The organism is Agromyces luteolus (assembly GCF_009729855.1).
Classification (GTDB): Bacteria; Actinomycetota; Actinomycetes; order Actinomycetales; family Microbacteriaceae; genus Agromyces; species Agromyces luteolus.
In genome coordinates this window covers 197,428-214,017 of record NZ_WODA01000007.1, presented here as the reverse complement: position 1 = coordinate 214,017, position 16,590 = coordinate 197,428, and the positions used below count along the sequence as shown (strand labels likewise).

Here is a 16,590-nt window from a genome sequence, read left to right as displayed (position 1 = left end):
CGACAGCGACGAGCGACGCAAACGCGAGACGATCAGCCGGTCGATGCGGTCGTCGCGCTCCGGGCCGGTCTCGGGCTCATCCGGATCCGCCGACGGGACCCGTTCGGTCGCGGCGCCACGGAGGCCCGTGCTGCGACGCTGCGAGTCCGGCCGCGCGGCGCCCGGCCGCGCGGTGTCGCGATCGCGCCCGACGGGCGCTGCCGTGGGCGGCCCCGCCGCAGCGGGCGCCGTTCCCGCCCCGCGGCGGGCGGCACCGTCGGATTCCTCCGACGGCGCCACCCATGGCAGGTAGGTGACCGGCGCGAGTCGCTCGTTCCGCTGATCGGTCATCGGTACCGCCGACTCAGGCGCCCTTGCGCTTCGCCGCGATCGACTCGACGTTGGACGGCGCCGCGGCCGCCGGCGCACCGCCGGCCTGGCCGATGCCGAGCTTCGAGAGGATCTTCTTCTCGATGTCGGCGGCGATGTCGGGGTTCTGGATGAGGAAGTTGCGGGCGTTCTCCTTGCCTTGGCCGAGCTGGTCGCCGTCGTAGGTGTACCAGGCGCCGGACTTCTTCACGATGCCCTGGTCGACGCCGTAGTCGATGAGGCTGCCCTCGCGCGAGATGCCCACGCCGTAGAGGATGTCGAACTCGGCCTGCTTGAAGGGCGGGGCCATCTTGTTCTTCACGACCTTCACGCGCGTGCGGTTGCCGACCGCGTCGGAGCCGTCCTTCAGGGTCTCGATGCGACGGATGTCGAGGCGCACCGACGCGTAGAACTTCAGCGCCTTGCCGCCCGCGGTCGTCTCGGGGCTGCCGAAGAACACGCCGATCTTCTCGCGGAGCTGGTTGATGAAGATCGCCGTCGTCTTGGTCTGGTTGAGGCCACCGGTGAGCTTGCGCAGCGCCTGGGACATGAGTCGCGCCTGGAGGCCGACGTGCGAGTCGCCCATCTCGCCCTCGATCTCGGCGCGCGGCACGAGCGCGGCCACGGAGTCGATGACCACGAGGTCGATCGAGCCCGAACGGATCAGCATGTCGGCGATCTCGAGCGCCTGCTCACCCGTGTCGGGCTGCGAGACGAGCAGCGAGTCGATGTCGACGCCGAGCTTCTTGGCGTAGTCGGGGTCGAGCGCGTGCTCGGCGTCGATGAACGCCGCGATGCCGCCCGCGCGCTGCACGTTGGCGATGGCGTGGAGGGTCAGCGTCGTCTTGCCCGACGACTCGGGCCCGTAGATCTCGATGATGCGGCCGCGCGGCAGGCCGCCGACGCCGAGCGCGACGTCGAGTGCGATGGAACCGGTGGGGATGATCTCGACCGGTGCGCGCTCCTCGCTGCCGAGGCGCATCACCGAGCCCTTGCCGAACTGGCGGTCGATCTGGGCGAGTGCGGTCTCGAGGGCCTTCTCGCGGTCTGCGGGTGATGGCATCGGTGCTCCTTCGTGGTGGTGACGGCTGCCTCTAGGCTGTCGTTCCGCGTGCCAGGCCGTGACCCGGCACGTCTCGCGACAAGGCGTTTGCGGTGTGTTCCGACGCCTCCGACCGTACGGCCGGCCACCGACATCCGTCGCCCGGGGGCTCGGGTTGTGGATGGACGCGTCGTCCCTCCTGCTGTTGAGGAGCCTAACGCAGCATCCGAACGGATGTTCGACACGCGCCACGGCGTGTCGAACGGGTCTTCGGACGCGGTCCCGGCCTGTGCGCAGCGGCCTACCGGGAGGGTCGTTCACCCGGCTCGGGACGCCCGACGCCGTGACGCCGCTCCTCCGGGACATCCGTCGCCGCGCACAGCGCGAACCACACGTCGCGCGGCGCGAGGCCGGCCGCGAGCGCCTCGCGCGCGGTGCGGTTGCCGAGCTCGACGAGCACGAGGTCGTTCACGACGACGTCCCCGTAGCCGGGGCCGAACTCCTGCTCGACCGCCAGCGCGAACTCGCTGCGCTTCACCGATGACCTCCGGAACGTGCGAACGGCCGGTCACGAGGACCGGCCGTTCGAGTGGATCTGTGGATCAGCGGACCATCATGTCCGCGTCGAACTCCGCCACCAGCTCGTCGGGGAGGCTGTCGGGCACTGCCGGGGTGTTGAGCCCCTCGAGCACCGCGATGCGGTCGCCGACCTCGTGCATGATCACGGAGATGGGAGTGTCGAGCGCGTCCGCGACGGACGCGAGGATCTCGCTCGAGGCCTCCTTCTGGCCGCGCTCCACCTCGCTGAGATAGCCGAGCGCGACGCTCGCCTTGCTGGCGACCTGGCGGAGGGTCCGGCCCTTCTGCAGGCGGAAGTCCCTCAGCACGTCGCCGATCTCCTGTCGAACCAGAACCATCGGAACCTCCCTCGTCTCACCTTGCGACCCGACCGGGGCCGGTACGGGGAGGTCAGTCTAACGCCTCTTCCCGTTCACCGAGCCTACCGTTGGTCACTGGTGTTTTGCTCTGAACCCGACACCTGTAACAGGGTGTTCACGTGGACTATTCCCGGTCGCGCGTCGCCGCGTCCGCGGGAGCGTCGGCGATCTCGACCGCGGCGACGGCACCCGTCGGCACCAGCGCCGGCGACGCCTCGAGCCGGGCCTTGCGCCGCTTCAGCCAGATGCCCGTCACGACGATCACGGCGAGCGTCGCGTACGCGGCGATCGCGAACGGGCTGTGCACGAGGTACGCGAGGTCGCCCTGGCTGATCGCCATCGCCTTGCGGAGCTGCTCCTCGGCCATGGGTCCGAGGATGCCGCCGACGACCATCGGCGCGACCGGGTACCCGTAGCGGCGCATCAGGAACCCGACGATGCCGACGACGAGGAGCGTGAGCGTGTCGAACACGTTGAAGTGCAGCGCGTACGCCCCGAGCCCGGCGAACGCGAGGATGCCCGCATAGAGGTAGGGACGCGGGATGCGCAGCACCTTCACCCACATGCCCACGAGCGGCAGGTTGAGCACGAGCAGCAGCACGTTCCCGATGTAGAGGCTCGCGATGAGCGCCCACACGAGCCCGGACTGGGTCTCGAACAGCAGCGGCCCGGGGCGGATGCCGTACGACTGGAACGCCGAGATGATGATCGCGGCGGTCGCCGTGGTCGGCAGCCCCAGCGTGAGCAGCGGGACGAGCACCCCGGCGGCGGCGGCGTTGTTCGCCGACTCGGGTCCCGCCACGCCCTCGATCGCCCCGCGCCCGAACTGCGCGCGGGACGGACCCTTCGCCAGCCGGCGCTCGGTGGCGTACGACAGGAAGGTCGCGACATCCGCCCCACCCGCCGGGATGGTGCCGATCGGGAACCCGATCGCGGTGCCGCGCAGCCACGGCTTCCACGAGCGGCGGAGATCGTCGCGCGTGAGCCAGCTGCGCCATCCGCGTGCCACCGGGATCACCCGCACCGGGCCGTGACGCAGGCGTGAAGCGACGAAGAGCGTCTCGCCGAGCGCGAAGAGCCCGACCGCGATGAGCACGACGTCGATGCCGTCGGCGAGGCTCGGGACGCCGAGCGTGTAGCGCTGCTGGCCCGAGAGCACCTCGGTGCCGACGAGCCCGAGCAGCAGGCCGAGGCCCAGCGAGACGAGCCCCCTGGGCACGCTCGAGCCGAGCAGCGCGCCGACCGTGAGGAAGGCGACGACGATGAGCGCGAAGTAGTCCGCCGGGCCGAGCTGGACGGCGAGCTTCGCGATGCCCGGTGCGAGGAAGGTCAGCAGGACGGTCGCGACCGTGCCCGCGACGAAGGACCCGATCGCCGCGGTCGCCAGCGCCGCCGCGCCCCGGCCGGCCTTCGCCATCCGGTTGCCCTCGAGCGCGGTGACGATCGAGGCCGACTCCCCCGGCGTGTTCAGCAGGATCGACGTCGTCGACCCGCCGTACATGCCGCCGTAGTAGATGCCGGCGAAGAGGATGAGCGCGCCGGTCGGATCGAGCGTGTAGGTCAGGGGCAGCAGCAGGGCGACCGTCATGGCCGGACCGATGCCGGGCAGCACGCCGACGGCGGTGCCGATGAACACGCCGAAGAGCGCGATGAGGAGGTACTGGGGCTGCAGCGCGGTGGCGAACCCCTCGAGCAGTGCGGTGAGGCTATCCATGGAAGATCGGGATCCAGTCGAGGAGCGGGCCGGCGGGCAGGGACAGCCCGAGCCAGGCGCCGAAGACGAGTTGCGTGACGAGTCCGAGGCCGAGACCGATGAGGAGCGCCATCCACCAGCGCTTCGCACCGAGCACGATCGCCGCGCCTCCGAACACCACCGCGACCGCGACGGGCCATCCCGCCGACTCGATGAGCACGAGCTGCGAGAGGAAGATCGCGACGAGCTTCGCGACCGTGAGCCAGTCGGTCGGGGCGTCCGGGTCGACGTCCTCGCCGTCGTCGGGCACGCCGCGGCGGCCGCGTGCGATCTGCACGACGACGGCGACGGATGCCACGAGGAGCAGCACCCCGACGGCGTACGGGAATGCGCGGGGACCGAGCACGCTCGCCGAGCCCGGCGGCACCCGGATGAACCCCGCGCCGATGATCGCGTAGGCGCCGAGTGCGGCGCTCACGGCCGCGAAGGCGTATTCCCCCGCGAGGCCGGGACCGGCGCGCCCGTCGGCGGCGCCGTCGGCGGGCGCGCCGGTCGCGGGATCGGGGGTTCCCCCCGGCGCGGTCGCGCCGAGGGGAACCGGGGACGACTCGGTCACGGTGCGACCAGGCCGATCGTCTCGAGCGTCTGCGTCACCTCGGCGATGTCGCCGTCGAGGAACTCGGTGAACTCGTCGCCCGTGAGGAACGCGTCGGCCCAGCCCTTCTCCTCGAGCGTGGCGGCCCATGCGTCGGAGTCGTGCAGCTCGGTCACGAGCGTGCTGAGCGCCTCGACGTCGGCCTCGTCGAGGCCGCCGGGGGCGATCAGCCCGCGCCAGTTCGTGAGGGTCACGTCGTAGCCCTCGTCGACGAGGGTGGGCACGTCGGGCAGCAGTTCGACCGACTCGGGCGACGAGACGGCGAGGGCGCGGAGTTCGCCCGCGGCGATCTGCTCGGCGAACTCGCCGACGCCTGAGATGCCCGCCTGGACCGTGTTGCCGAGGAGCATCGTGACGGCCTCGCCGCCGCCCGAGTTCGGGATGTAGTTCAGCGTCGTCGGGATGTCGGCCGGATCGACGCCCGCCTCGGTGAGCAGCATGCCCGCCAGGATGTGGTCGGCCCCGCCCGCCGACCCGCCCGTGACGGCGATCGCCGCGCCCTCGTCGACGATGGCGTCGACGAGGTCCTCGGCCGATTCGTAGGGCGAGGACGCCGGCACGACGAGCACGAGCGCCTCCTCGGTGAGCTTCGCGATGGGCGTCATGTCCTCGATGCGCACGGGCGAGGCGTTCGTCTCGACCGCGCCGACCATGACGAGGCCCGTGACCATGAGCGTGGCCGGGTCCTTCTCGTTGGCGAGCGCCGCGAGGCCGACGGTGCCGCCGGCACCGCCGATGTTCTGGACCGGCGCCGATCCGACGAGTCCCTCCGTGGTCAGCACCTGCGAGAGCGCGCGGGCCGTCTGGTCCCAGCCGCCGCCCGGGTCCGCGGGAGCGATGAGGTTGACCGCGTCGAGGGATGCCGCGGCATCCGACCCGTCGCCGCCCGCGGTGGCGGTCGACGCGCTGCATCCGGCGAGCCCGACCAGTGCGGTGACGCCGAGGCCGGCGAGCGCCGCACGCGCGGCCGCGTTCCGGATCCGATGAGGGGTGGCCGAGGGGGTCGGCCGGCTGTGTGATCGCAATGCTCCTCCTTGAGTGCCCGGCGCCGTCGCCGGGCCGACGATCGTCGGTGCCGTCGACGGTAGGGCGGCGGCGCGACCCGGCGGAACGTTGCGGTCGTACGGGTCGTACTGGTCGTTGCGGTCGATTCGGTCGTATTGGTCACGGCCCCGCGGGAGATGGGTGCGCGCCCGTGCGTCACACTGGTGGGGTGGGCCGGTCGAGGATGACGCTGGGCATGCAGCTGCTGCTGCTGCAGGTCGCGATCGTGCTCACGACCGTCGTCGGCACGGGCGTGACTGCGATGCTCATCCAGGAGCGCCAGCTGCGCGAGGGCTACCAGGACCGGATGATCGCGGTGGCCCAGTCCGTCGCCGGGCTGCCGGTCATCCGCGGCGCGTTCGACGACCCGGACCCCTCCGCGACGATCCAGCCGGTCGCCGAGGTGATCCGGAACGCGTCGGACGTCACGTACGTCGTCGTCGCGAACGTCGACGGGATCCGCTACTCGCATCCCAATCCCGACCGCATCGGAGAGCGTGTCTCGACCGACCCGACGATCCCCCTGTCGGGCGAGGTCTACGTCGGCACGCAGACCGGAACGCTCGGCGAATCGTGGCGCGTGAAGGTGCCGATCTTCGACGACGACGGCGACGTCATGGGGCAGGTGTCGGTCGGCATCCTCGAGTCCGAGCTGCGTGCCGACTTCCTCGGCGGGCTCGGCGGGCTCCTCGGCGCGCTCGCCGTGGCGGCGCTCGTCGGCGTCGTCGGGTCCGCGTGGATCGGCCGCGTCATCCGCCGCCGGATCTACGGGCTCGAGCCCGACGAGATCCGCGCGATGCTCGAGACGCGCGAGGCGATGCTGCACGGCATCCGGGAGGGCATCGTCGCGGTCGACGACCGGGGCCGCATCGTGCTGATGAACGACGCCGCGGCGCGCCTGCTCGACGTCGAGGCCCCCGATCGCGTCCTCGGGCTGCCCGTCGAGGAGGTGCTCGACCGCGACCTCGCGCGCTTCATCGCCTCGGGTGAGGACCGTGAGGCGCCCGTGCTCTCGGGCGAGCGGGTGCTCCTCGTGCACGGGGATCGGGTCCGCGTCGAGGGCCGGGAGGTCGGCTCGATCGCGATCCTGCGCGACCGCACCGAGCTCGAGACCATGCTCCGCGAGCTCGAGGGCGCACAGGGCCTCGCCGAGGGGCTGCGCGCGCAGTCGCACGAGTTCTCCAACAAGCTCCACGTCGTCAGCGGGCTGCTCGAACTCGGCCACGTCGATGCGGCGATCGCGTTCATCCAACGCGTCGGCAGCGGCGGCGCCCTCTCCACGCTCGGCGACCACGACGGCATCGCGGACGTCGAGACCGCCGCGCTCGTGCTCGCGAAGCGGTCGCGCGCGGGTGAACTCGGGCTCGCCTTCGACGTCGACGTCGAGTCCCACCTCGACGCGACCACCGACGCTCGCGAACGCACCGACCTCGTGACCGTCGTCGGCAATCTCGTCGACAACGCGATCGAGGCGTGCGTGCTGGGCGGGCGCATCGAGCTGTCGATCCGGGACGACCTCGAGCCTGGAACGGTCGTCGTCCGCGTCGACGACGACGGGCCGGGCGTGCCTCCCGAGCGGCGCGCCGCGATCTTCGAGCCCGACGTCAGCGGGAAGGCACCGGCACCCGGCAAGGCGCGGCGCGGCATCGGGCTCACGATCGTCCAGCGCGTCACGGCGCGGGCCGGCGGCGGCGTGGCCGTCGACGCGTCGCCCGCCGGTGGCGCGCGATTCGTCGTGCGGCTGCCGTGGGGTTCGGGCGCGACATCGGCCGAAGCGGCGCCGAAACGCCCGACCGAGACGGATGCCACGGCAACGCCGGCTGCGGGAGGTCGGCGATGAGCGGGATCCGCGTGGTCATCGTCGACGACGACTTCGCCGTCGCGCAGGTCAACCGGGCGTTCGTCGACGCCCAGCCGGGCTTCGCGGTCGTCGCGGAGGCGCACACCGGAGCGGCCGCGCTCGAGGCGATCGAGCGGCACCGGCCGCACCTCGTGCTCCTCGACGTCTACCTGCCCGATCTCGGCGGCCTCGACGTGCTGCGCCGACTTCGCGCGTCGGGCGACGAGGTCGAGGTCATCGCCGTGACGGCTGCGCGCGATCTCGACACCGTGCGACAGGCCCGACTGCTCGGCGTGCGGCACTACCTCGTCAAGCCATTCTCCGCCGCGACCCTGGTCGAACGACTCGACGACGTCCGCCGCGGCATCGCCGCCGACCGTGCGGCGCCTGCGCGGGCGCTCGACCAGCACGGTGTCGACCGCATCCTCGGCGGGACGACGAGCACGATGCGCCGGGTCGCCCTGCCGAAGGGACTGTCGCAGGTCAGCCTCGACCGTGTCGCCGCGAGCCTTGCGGCGTGCCGTGCCGACGCATCCGCCGCCGAGATCGCCGAGGCGCTCGGGATGTCGCGTGTGAGCGCGCGCCGCTACCTCGAGCACCTCGTGGCGAGCGGCGCCGCCGAGGTCGCGCCGCGGTACGGGAGTGCGGGCCGGCCGGAGCACCGATACCGGATGCCGTCGCGCTGACGCGGGGCACGGTGGTGGCGATCAGCTCCGCTCGCGCACGCGCGCGAGCGCCGCGTCGATCGCGGCCCGCACGGTCGCCGCACGGATGGCGTCGCGCCCGCCCACCCCGGCGAGATCGAGGGTGATCGCCTCGGTTCCGTCGGCCGTCGCGACGCCGACGTAGACCGTGCCGACCGCCTTGCCGTCCTGCGGGTCGGGTCCGGCGACGCCCGTGGTCGCGAGGCCGACGTCGGCCGGGCGCTCATCGACCGCGAGGGCGCGCCTCACCCCGTCGGCCATCCGCCGGGCGACCTCGGGGTGCACGGCGCCCTCCGCGGCGAGCAGGTCGGCGGGCACTCCGAGCAGCGAGCGCTTCACACCGGTGTCGTAGGCGACGATGCCGCCGCTCACGGCGAGGGATGCGCCGGGGATGCGGGTCATCTCGGCGGTCACCAGTCCACCCGTGAGCGATTCGGCGACCGCGATGCGCAGGCCCCTCCGCGTGAGCTCGGCGATGAGCTCAGCGGCCGGGTCGGCCGGCGCGTCGCCGGCGGCGGGCGCCATCCGCTCGTCGCTCACGGCACGTCACCCACCGAGCGGGCTCACGTCGACTCGGCCCGGTGCTCGCGCGCGAGCCGGATCGCGTCGCGCACGTACAGCAGGCCCGACCAGACGGTGAGCACGAGCGCGACCGCCATCGCCGCCCAGTTCACCCAGAAGATCCAGTCGCCGACGATCGTCCAGAGCGGGGTCAGGAAGAGCGAGATCGCGATCGCCTGCGCGAACGTCTTCGCCTTGCCGCCCGAGGAGGCCGGCACGACGGTGCCGCGGCGCAGCTCGACGAGCCTCCAGACCGTGATGCCGACCTCGCGGACGACGATGAGGATCGTCACCCACCACCACAGCTCGCCGAGGATCGACAGGCACACGAGCGCGCCGCTCGTGAGCAGCTTGTCGGCGATCGGGTCGAGGATCTTCCCGAGGTCGGTGACGAGACCGCGCGAGCGCGCCAGGTGCCCGTCGACCCAGTCGGTCGAGATCGCGACGATGAAGATGACCGCCGCCCACCACCGCATCGATCCGTCGGCGCCGCCGTCGGCGAGCAGCAGCCAGAAGAAGATCGGCGCCATGACGATCCGGACGATCGTGATCGCGTTCGGGAGGTTCCAGTTCGAGCTGCGATCACGGCTGACGGCATCGGTCATGGCCTCAGCCTAGCCGTCGGTCAGTCGCGGCCGGTGAGGCCCCAGGCGTCCTCGTCGCCGTCGGCCTCGACCTCTTCCATGCCCTCGGGGATGCGGCCGACGGGGTCGTCGTATCGGTCGTCGACGTCGTCGGGCGACGCGGACGCGACGGGCGCGGCCGCAGCAGGCGCCGGCGGGGCGGATGCCGCGGGCGCGGCCGGCGCCGCCGGCTCCTCGCCGCGCAGCTTCGCGAGCACGCCCGGCAGCTGTTCGGGCGTCACGAGCACGTCGCGGGCCTTGGAGCCCTCGGACGGACCGACGATCTCACGCGACTCGAGGAGGTCCATGAGGCGGCCCGCCTTGGCGAACCCGACGCGGAGCTTGCGCTGCAGCATCGACGTCGACCCGAACTGCGTGGAGACGACGAGCTCGGCCGCCGCCAGCAGCAGCTCGAGGTCGTCGCCGATGTCGGAGTCGATCTCCTTCTTCTCGACGGCCGCCTCGACGTCCTTGCGGTACTCGGGGCGGGCCTGCCGGGTCACGTGCTTCACGACGCGGTCGATCTCGGTCTCGGTGACCCAGGCGCCCTGCACCCGGATCGGCTTCGACGCGCCCATCGGCAGGAACAGCGCGTCGCCCTGGCCGATGAGCTTGTCGGCGCCCGGCTGGTCGAGGATGACTCGGGAGTCCGTGACGCTCGTGACCGCGAACGCGAGGCGCGACGGCACGTTGGCCTTGATGAGGCCCGTGACGACGTCGACCGACGGACGCTGCGTGGCGAGCACGAGGTGGATGCCCGACGCGCGCGCGAGCTGCGTGATGCGGACGATCGAATCCTCGACGTCGCGCGGGGCCACCATCATGAGGTCGGCGAGCTCGTCGACCACGACGAGCAGGTACGGGTACGGCTTGAGCTTGCGCTCGCTGCCCGCGGGCAGCTTGATCTCGTCGTTGACGACGGCCGCGTTGAAGTCGTCGATGTGGCGGAACCCGAACGACGCGAGGTCGTCGTACCGCATGTCCATCTCCTTCACGACCCACTGCAGCGCCTCGGCCGCCTTCTTGGGGTTCGTGATGATCGGCGTGATGAGATGCGGCACGCCGGCGTACGGCGCGAGTTCGACGCGCTTCGGGTCGATGAGCACCATCCGCACCTCGGAGGGCTTGGCGCGCATGAGCAGGCTCGTGATCATCGAGTTGACGAAGCTCGACTTTCCCGAGCCCGTGGAGCCGGCCACGAGCAGGTGCGGCATCTTCGCGAGGTTCGCGACGACGTAGCCGCCGCCGACGTCCTTGCCCACGCCGATCGTCATCGGGTGCTTCGCGTTCACCGCGGCGCCCGAGCGGAGCACGTCGCCGAGCGTGACCGTCTCGCGGTCGGCGTTCGGGATCTCGACGCCGATCGCCGACTTGCCGGGGATCGGCGAGAGGATGCGCACCTCGTTCGACGCGACCGCGTACGAGAGGTTCTTCGACAGTGCGGTCACGCGCTCGACCTTGACGCCCGGCCCGAGCTCGATCTCGTACTGCGTGACCGTCGGCCCGCGCGAGAAGCCGGTCACCTTCGCGTCGACGCCGAACTGCTCGAGCACGCCCGTGATCTGCCGCACGACCTCGTCGTTCACCGCCGAGCGGGTCTTCGCGGGCGCGCCCGCCGCGAGCGTGGACGAGGAGGGCAGGTGATACGGCCGGTCGGGCAGGTCGTCGCCCGCGTCGTCGACGGATGCCGCGGGGCCGGCCGTCGTCGGTGCGTCGCCCGCCGCGGCTCCGGCGACGAGCCCGGCCGCAGCGCCCGCGGGCGCGAGCACCTCGGTCGCCCCGGCGTCGTCGCCCCGCAGGCCGGTGCCGCTGCCGGCGACCTCGCCCGTGAACTTCTGGAGCGCGGACTCCGCACGCTCGAGGTCGTCGATGACGCCCGCACCGTACGGGTCGGCCGGGCGGACCCCTTCGAGGGGCGTGTCGAAGCTGCCGACCGCCGACCCCTCGCCGAAGACCTCGGTGATGCCGTCGCCGCCCGCATCGGCGAACTCGGGATCCTCCTCGCGGTTCGACGCATTGCGGCGCCACCACGGCAGCATCCCGCCGGCGGGCGCCTCGTCGTCGATGCCGTCGAGCTCGACCTGCTCGGAGCGGCCGCGCTTCGACCGGCCCTTCGGCTTCGCCTCGGCCGACGCGCTGTTCGGCGCCGCGTCGTCGGCCTCGCCCTCGAGCGACCCGAACAGCCACGCGTACAGCTCGCGGAAGCGCTGCGGGATCCGGTTCGGCGGCGTCTTGGTGAGGATGAGGAGTGAGAGCACCACCAGCAGTGCCAGCACGACGCCGGCTCCGACCTCGGTGATGAGGAGGATCAGGGGCTCGGCGAGCATCCAGCCGAGGATGCCGCCCGCGCCGGCGAGCACCGGCATCCCCTCGCTCGGCGACGGCTGACCGCCGAACAGGTGGCAGAGCCCCGAGACGGTGATGAGCAGCATCCCGAGCCCGATGCCGATGCGCGTGTTGTCGTGCACCGAGCTCGGGTGCCGGAACAGCCAGACGGCGAACATCAGCATCACGACCGGCAGGGCGAACGCCACCCGGCCGAACAGCCCGCCGAACGTGTAGGCGTCGAGCGTCTGCGCGACGGGGTCGTTGATGAAGAACCACTCGACGATCGCGCCCGACACCGCGAGGAGGACGAGGAAGAAGGGCAGGCCGTCGCGGCGCTCCTCCTTCGCGAGGGTCTCGGGGCCGAGGGCGCGCGCCGCGCCGCCGGTCAGGTGGGCGAGCCCCATCCAGGCGCGGACGAGGACCCCCGGTCGGTCGGTCTTCGGCGGCGTGCTGCGCGCCGATCGCGTCGACGTGCCCTTCGCCGGCAGCTTCTTCGTGGGCGCGTTGCGCGTCGACGAGCGCCCGGACGCGCCGGAGGCGCGACCGTTCGACCTGGTGCTCGTAGCCATGCGCCCAACGTTACGGCCCGCCGCCGACGCGGCACGGCAAGCGGGTCGAGTGTCGGCGCAGTCGACGGCCGCCGGGATGTTGGCCGCCGGGCGACGTCGGTCGAAGGTCGACGAAGGTCAGCGCAGCAGTCGCACCATGGTGTCGCGCCCCGCCGCCGAGGCGACGACCGAGAAGCCCTCCGACCGGTACAGGTCGTGCGCGAAGTTCCCGTGCTCGACCGAGAGCGCCAGGCGCGCGTAGCCGCCCGCGCGCGCATCCTCCGTGAGCGCCCGCAGCAGCGCACGCCCGAGGCCCTGCGCCCGCCACAGCGGCTTCACGCCGATGATGAGCTCGGGGACGCCGGTCGCGACGAACCCCATCGACGGCCGGTCGGCGCCGAACAGGCGGTACCACGCGGCGCCCACCGGGCGCCCCTCCGGGTCGACCGCCACGACGCCCCGATCGGCGGGGCGCTGCCACCCCGAGATGTACGCGGCGTGCGTCGCGTCGGCCAGGACGACCGGGCGCGGGCGCGTGGCATCCGCTCGCCAGTTCGCCGCCTCGACGACCATGTCGGCGAGGAAGCCGCCGTCCGCGGGGAGCGCGGACCTGATGGTGAAGGCCGCCATGACCGGAGGGTACGCGGCGCCTGTTACGGCGGTGTTTCGAGGCGACGGATGCCGCGGCATCCGTCGCCCGTGCCCGGAGACGACCCGAGCGGCCGGCCTACGCCTCGATGACGAGCGGCACGAGCATCGGGCGGCGGCGCAGGCGCCGGTTCACCCAGCTGCCGACCGTGCGGCGCACCGTCTGCTGCAGCGCGTGCGGGTCGCGCACCCCGTGGTGCGCGGCATCCGCGAGGGCCGCAACGATCTTCGGCTTCACGTCCTCGAAGACCGCGTCGTCTTCCGCGAAGCCGCGCGCGTGGATCTCGGGGCCGACGATGACGCGGCCGGTCGAGGCGTCCACCACGACGATGACCGAGATGAAGCCCTCCTCGCCGAGGATCCGGCGGTCCTTCAGGTCGGCGTCGGTGATCTCGCCGACGGTCGAACCGTCGACGTAGACGAAGCCGAGGTCGAGCTGGCCGACCACCTTCACCTCGCCGTCGCGCAGGTCGAGCACGGTGCCGTTCTCGGCGAGGAACGTGCGCTCGGCCGGGATGCCCGTGTCCTGCGCCAGGCGCGCGTTCGCGACGAGGTGGCGGTACTCGCCGTGCACCGGCAGCACGTTCCGCGGCTGCAGGATGTTGTAGCAGTACAGCAGCTCGCCCGCGGCCGCATGGCCCGACACGTGCACCTTCGCATTGCCCTTGTGCACGACGTTCGCGCCGAGCTTCGTGAGCCCGTCGATCACGCGGTACACCGCGTTCTCGTTGCCCGGGATGAGGCTCGACGCGAGGATCACCGTGTCGCCCTCGCCGATCTCGATCTGGTGGTCGCGGTTCGCCATGCGGCTGAGCACCGCCATCGGCTCGCCCTGCGAGCCCGTCGACATGTACACGATCTTGTCGTCGGGGATGTCGCCGGCCTTCTTGAAGTCGACGAGCACGCCCTCGGGGACGTCGAGGTAGCCGAGGTCGGCCGCGATGGTCATGTTGCGCACCATCGAGCGGCCGAGGAGCGCGACGCGGCGCCCGTTCTGGTGTGCGGCGTGCAGCACCTGCTGGACGCGGTGCACGTGGCTGGAGAAGCTCGCGACGATGACCCGCCGCGGCGAGCGCGCGATGACCTCGTCGAGCACCGGCCCGATGGCGCGCTCCAACGGCGTGAAACCCGGCACGTCGGCGTTCGTCGAGTCGACGAGGAAGAGGTCGACGCCCTCCTGGCCGAGGCGAGCGAACTCGCGCAGGTCGGTGAGCCGGCCGTCGAGGGGCAGCTGGTCCATCTTGAAGTCGCCGGTCGCGAGCACCGTTCCGGCGTCCGTGCGGATGGCGACCGCCAAGGCGTCGGGGATGGAGTGGTTCACGGCGACGAACTCGAGCGCGAACGGCCCGAGCTTCTCCGTCTGCCCCTCCTTCACGGTGAGGCTGTACGGCGCGATGCGGTGCTCCTTGAGCTTCGCCTCGACGAGCGCGAGGGTGAGCTGCGAGCCCACGAGCGGGATGTCGGCGCGCAGCTTCAGCAGGTACGGCACGGCGCCGATGTGGTCCTCGTGGCCGTGCGTGAGCACGACGGCGACCACGTCGTCGAGGCGCTCACGGAGGAAGCCGAAGTCGGGCAGGATCAGGTCGACGCCCGGCTGGTGCTCCTCGGGGAACAGCACGCCGCAGTCGACGATCAGCAGCTTGCCGTCGATCTCGAAGCACGTCATGTTGCGGCCGACCTCGCCGAGGCCGCCGACGGGGATAACGCGGAGCGTCCCCGGTTCGAGCGGCTCGGGGTCGATGATCTCGTCGGGCATGTGCCCTCCTCACGTTGCGGTGTTCAGTTCGGTGCGACCCTCGTGGTCGCGGATGTCTCGGTCCGGTGCCCGGTCGGATGCCTCGTCGGTGCGCGGTGCGCGACGGCGTGCCGTGGCATCCGTCGTTCGTCAGCGCGTCGTGCCGGCCACCTTGGGCAGCGCGCCGCCGGCGGCGGCGTTGCGGTCGGGGCGGAAGTTGCGGAAGTCGACGCCGGGGATGCCCTGGACGAGGTCGATCTCGTCCTCGATGAGCGCGGCCTCCCACTCCTCGGGGCCGACGAGCGGCAGGCGCACGCGCGGGCTGCCGATCCGGCCGAGGCCGTGCAGGATGTACTTCGCCGCGACCGTGCCCGGCACGTGCGTCATGACGGCGCGCACGAGCGGCTCGAGGCGCTGGTGCTCGGCCGTCGCGGCCTTCAGGTCGCCGCGGTTCACGGCGTCGACGATCGTGCGGTACGGGGCGGGGGCGATGTTCGCGGTCACGCCGATGAGGCCGGTCGCGCCGATCGCGAGGTGGGGCAGCACGTTCGCGTCGTCGCCGGAGAAGTACATGAGGTCGGTCTGGTTCAGCACGCGGCTGACCTCGCTGAAGTCGCCCTTGGCGTCCTTGATGGCGAGGATGTTCGGGTGCTTGGCGAGCCGGAGGATCGTCTCGTACGTGATCGGCACGCCCGTGCGGCCCGGGATGTCGTAGAGGATGACCGGCAGGTCCGTGGCATCCGCGACGAGCCGGAAGTGCGTCAGGATGCCCGCCTGCGTCGGCTTGTTGTAGTACGGCGTGACGATCATGATGCCGTCGGCGCCGGCCTGCTCGCTGTGCTTGTACAGCTCGATCGCGTGCGCGGTCTCGTTCGAGCCGCCGCCCGTGATGATCTTCGCCCTGCCTGCCGCGACGTCCTTGCCGACCTCGACGAGGCGGATCTTCTCGGGGTCGGTGAGCGTCGACGTCTCCCCCGTGGTGCCGGTGACCACGATGCCGTCGGCGCCCGCCGTGATGACGTCGTCGATGTGCTTCTCCACGGCCGGCCAATCGACCTCGCCGTCCGCCGTCATCGGCGTGACGAGCGCGACGAGCACCTGACCGAAGGGATTCTCTGCACTCACGTGCTCAAGGCTATCGTTCCGCATCGCCGCATCGCTCCCACTGCAGCCGGGCGGTCATCACGTCGACCGCGGCTCGATCACCCGAGGACGGACGCCGCGGCTGATGCAACCGGATGCGCTCCACTCCGCCGTCCAGTCGGCGGGCGGAGCCGTTGGCGGGCAGTTCGACATGCAGGACTCCGTCGTCGCGGAGATGCTCCCCGTGGAAGCGGAGGGCGCTCGCGCATGCCAGTCGCCCGCCGATGCGGCACGCGCGCACGGCGTCGTTGTCGGTGCCGGGCAGCGCATACCAGGCCTGCCGAACCCGCAGCAGGCGCTGACGCCCGACCAGCAGGCGAAGGGTCTCGTCGTCGAGGCCGATCCGCCGCAGGTCGGATCGGCGCGCGATTCCGCCGAGAGCCACCATCTCCCGCTCGAATCTCATCGTTCGAGCCTGCCTGCGGGCGCGCCTCCGAGCGCCGCGACCCTGATCCCCGTTCGACACGGACGTCGCGCCCTTCCTGTGCAGGACGACTCCCGACGCCATCGCCCGAGCGACGGTCGCACGCGGGGCCAGGATCGCTCCCTCGACTCGATCCACATCGTCGACGCCCGCTCGATCGTCGACGCCCGCTCCATATCCGACGTTCGCTCCATCGACGATGGCACGCACCCTCGATCGTTCCTGAATCGAAGGACGGTGACGGCCGTGTGCAAGCCACCTGCGCAGCGCGAGCGACGATCGGATCGCGGATGGCGGCGACACGGGATCGCGAATG

The 16,590-nt window shown here is 71.8% G+C and carries 16 protein-coding genes; 2 read left to right on the top strand and 14 right to left on the bottom strand.

The features are described 5' to 3' along the window. The 7 genes from GLX25_RS18480 to GLX25_RS05825 all read right to left on the bottom strand — a co-directional run. Window positions 1-330: hypothetical protein (locus GLX25_RS18480; RefSeq protein WP_420837641.1), on the bottom strand; the 330-nt coding region annotated here is incomplete at its 3' end. A gap of 13 nt (window positions 331-343) precedes the next feature. Continuing rightward, entirely contained in the window at window positions 344-1,411 is a 1,068-nt protein-coding gene (gene recA / locus GLX25_RS05850) for a recombinase RecA (protein ID WP_155841348.1), read from the bottom strand. Window positions 1,412-1,691: 280 nt separating this feature from the next. Then, window positions 1,692-1,928, bottom strand: coding sequence for a DUF3046 domain-containing protein (locus tag GLX25_RS05845; protein WP_166548493.1), 237 nt, complete (start codon window positions 1,926-1,928; stop codon window positions 1,692-1,694). 64 nt (window positions 1,929-1,992) lie between these two features. Then, on the bottom strand, window positions 1,993-2,307 hold the full coding sequence (locus GLX25_RS05840; RefSeq protein ID WP_155050770.1) for a helix-turn-helix domain-containing protein: 315 nt from the start codon (window positions 2,305-2,307) through the stop codon (window positions 1,993-1,995). Between the two features lie 145 nt (window positions 2,308-2,452). Beyond that, a complete protein-coding gene (locus GLX25_RS05835) occupies window positions 2,453-4,042 on the bottom strand; it encodes a tripartite tricarboxylate transporter permease (protein ID WP_155841347.1) in 1,590 nt (529 codons plus the stop codon). Beyond that, complete coding sequence (locus tag GLX25_RS05830; protein WP_166548492.1) at window positions 4,035-4,637, bottom strand: tripartite tricarboxylate transporter TctB family protein; 603 nt, start codon at window positions 4,635-4,637, stop codon at window positions 4,035-4,037. Before GLX25_RS05830 ends, GLX25_RS05835 begins: the two co-directional genes overlap by 8 nt. Further along, window positions 4,634-5,701, bottom strand: coding sequence for a Bug family tripartite tricarboxylate transporter substrate binding protein (locus GLX25_RS05825; RefSeq protein ID WP_240898170.1), 1,068 nt, complete (start codon window positions 5,699-5,701; stop codon window positions 4,634-4,636). The genes GLX25_RS05830 and GLX25_RS05825 overlap by 4 nt, the downstream gene beginning before the upstream one ends. 188 nt (window positions 5,702-5,889) lie before the next feature. Between GLX25_RS05825 and GLX25_RS05820 the strand changes: the two genes are divergently transcribed. Together GLX25_RS05820 and GLX25_RS05815 are read left to right on the top strand one after the other, a co-directional pair. Next, entirely contained in the window at window positions 5,890-7,560 is a 1,671-nt protein-coding gene (locus tag GLX25_RS05820; RefSeq protein WP_271192598.1) for an ATP-binding protein, read from the top strand. Then, on the top strand, window positions 7,557-8,246 hold the full coding sequence (locus GLX25_RS05815; protein ID WP_155841346.1) for a response regulator: 690 nt from the start codon (window positions 7,557-7,559) through the stop codon (window positions 8,244-8,246). The genes GLX25_RS05820 and GLX25_RS05815 overlap by 4 nt, the downstream gene beginning before the upstream one ends. A 21-nt stretch (window positions 8,247-8,267) precedes the next feature. Here GLX25_RS05815 and GLX25_RS05810 read toward each other — a convergent pair whose 3' ends face one another. From GLX25_RS05810 to GLX25_RS05780, 7 genes are all read right to left on the bottom strand, one after another. After that, entirely contained in the window at window positions 8,268-8,789 is a 522-nt protein-coding gene (locus tag GLX25_RS05810; RefSeq protein WP_155841391.1) for a CinA family protein, read from the bottom strand. A gap of 38 nt (window positions 8,790-8,827) precedes the next feature. Further along, on the bottom strand, window positions 8,828-9,430 hold the full coding sequence (pgsA, locus tag GLX25_RS05805) for a CDP-diacylglycerol--glycerol-3-phosphate 3-phosphatidyltransferase (RefSeq protein WP_155841345.1): 603 nt from the start codon (window positions 9,428-9,430) through the stop codon (window positions 8,828-8,830). A gap of 20 nt (window positions 9,431-9,450) precedes the next feature. Continuing rightward, window positions 9,451-12,345 carry an FtsK/SpoIIIE family DNA translocase gene (locus GLX25_RS05800; RefSeq protein WP_155841344.1) on the bottom strand — a complete coding sequence of 965 codons (2,895 nt, stop codon included), beginning with the start codon at window positions 12,343-12,345 and terminating at the stop codon, window positions 9,451-9,453. Window positions 12,346-12,462: 117 nt separating this feature from the next. Next, complete coding sequence (locus GLX25_RS05795; RefSeq protein ID WP_155841343.1) at window positions 12,463-12,954, bottom strand: GNAT family N-acetyltransferase; 492 nt, start codon at window positions 12,952-12,954, stop codon at window positions 12,463-12,465. A gap of 97 nt (window positions 12,955-13,051) precedes the next feature. After that, on the bottom strand, window positions 13,052-14,728 hold the full coding sequence (locus GLX25_RS05790; protein ID WP_155841342.1) for a ribonuclease J: 1,677 nt from the start codon (window positions 14,726-14,728) through the stop codon (window positions 13,052-13,054). A gap of 129 nt (window positions 14,729-14,857) precedes the next feature. Beyond that, window positions 14,858-15,856, bottom strand: coding sequence for a 4-hydroxy-tetrahydrodipicolinate synthase (dapA, locus tag GLX25_RS05785; RefSeq protein WP_155841341.1), 999 nt, complete (start codon window positions 15,854-15,856; stop codon window positions 14,858-14,860). Continuing rightward, entirely contained in the window at window positions 15,843-16,256 is a 414-nt protein-coding gene (locus tag GLX25_RS05780; protein WP_155841340.1) for a hypothetical protein, read from the bottom strand. The genes dapA and GLX25_RS05780 overlap by 14 nt, the downstream gene beginning before the upstream one ends. Between the last annotated feature and the right edge of the window lie 334 nt (window positions 16,257-16,590).

What these genes read in the sequence shown, in the direction of transcription:
- dapA (WP_155841341.1), bottom strand. Translation starts at nt 15,856, where the DNA reads ATGCGGAACGATAGCCTTGAGCACGTGAGTGCAGAGAATCCCTTCGGT.
- GLX25_RS05840 (WP_155050770.1), bottom strand. Translation starts at nt 2,307, where the DNA reads ATGGTTCTGGTTCGACAGGAGATCGGCGACGTGCTGAGGGACTTCCGC.
- pgsA (WP_155841345.1), bottom strand. Translation starts at nt 9,430, where the DNA reads ATGACCGATGCCGTCAGCCGTGATCGCAGCTCGAACTGGAACCTCCCG.
- GLX25_RS05800 (WP_155841344.1), bottom strand. Translation starts at nt 12,345, where the DNA reads ATGGCTACGAGCACCAGGTCGAACGGTCGCGCCTCCGGCGCGTCCGGG.
- GLX25_RS05810 (WP_155841391.1), bottom strand. Translation starts at nt 8,789, where the DNA reads ATGGCGCCCGCCGCCGGCGACGCGCCGGCCGACCCGGCCGCTGAGCTC.
- recA (WP_155841348.1), bottom strand. Translation starts at nt 1,411, where the DNA reads ATGCCATCACCCGCAGACCGCGAGAAGGCCCTCGAGACCGCACTCGCC.
- GLX25_RS05795 (WP_155841343.1), bottom strand. Translation starts at nt 12,954, where the DNA reads ATGGCGGCCTTCACCATCAGGTCCGCGCTCCCCGCGGACGGCGGCTTC.
- GLX25_RS05835 (WP_155841347.1), bottom strand. Translation starts at nt 4,042, where the DNA reads ATGGATAGCCTCACCGCACTGCTCGAGGGGTTCGCCACCGCGCTGCAG.
- GLX25_RS05815 (WP_155841346.1), top strand. Translation starts at nt 7,557, where the DNA reads ATGAGCGGGATCCGCGTGGTCATCGTCGACGACGACTTCGCCGTCGCG.
- GLX25_RS05790 (WP_155841342.1), bottom strand. Translation starts at nt 14,728, where the DNA reads ATGCCCGACGAGATCATCGACCCCGAGCCGCTCGAACCGGGGACGCTC.
- GLX25_RS05780 (WP_155841340.1), bottom strand. Translation starts at nt 16,256, where the DNA reads ATGAGATTCGAGCGGGAGATGGTGGCTCTCGGCGGAATCGCGCGCCGA.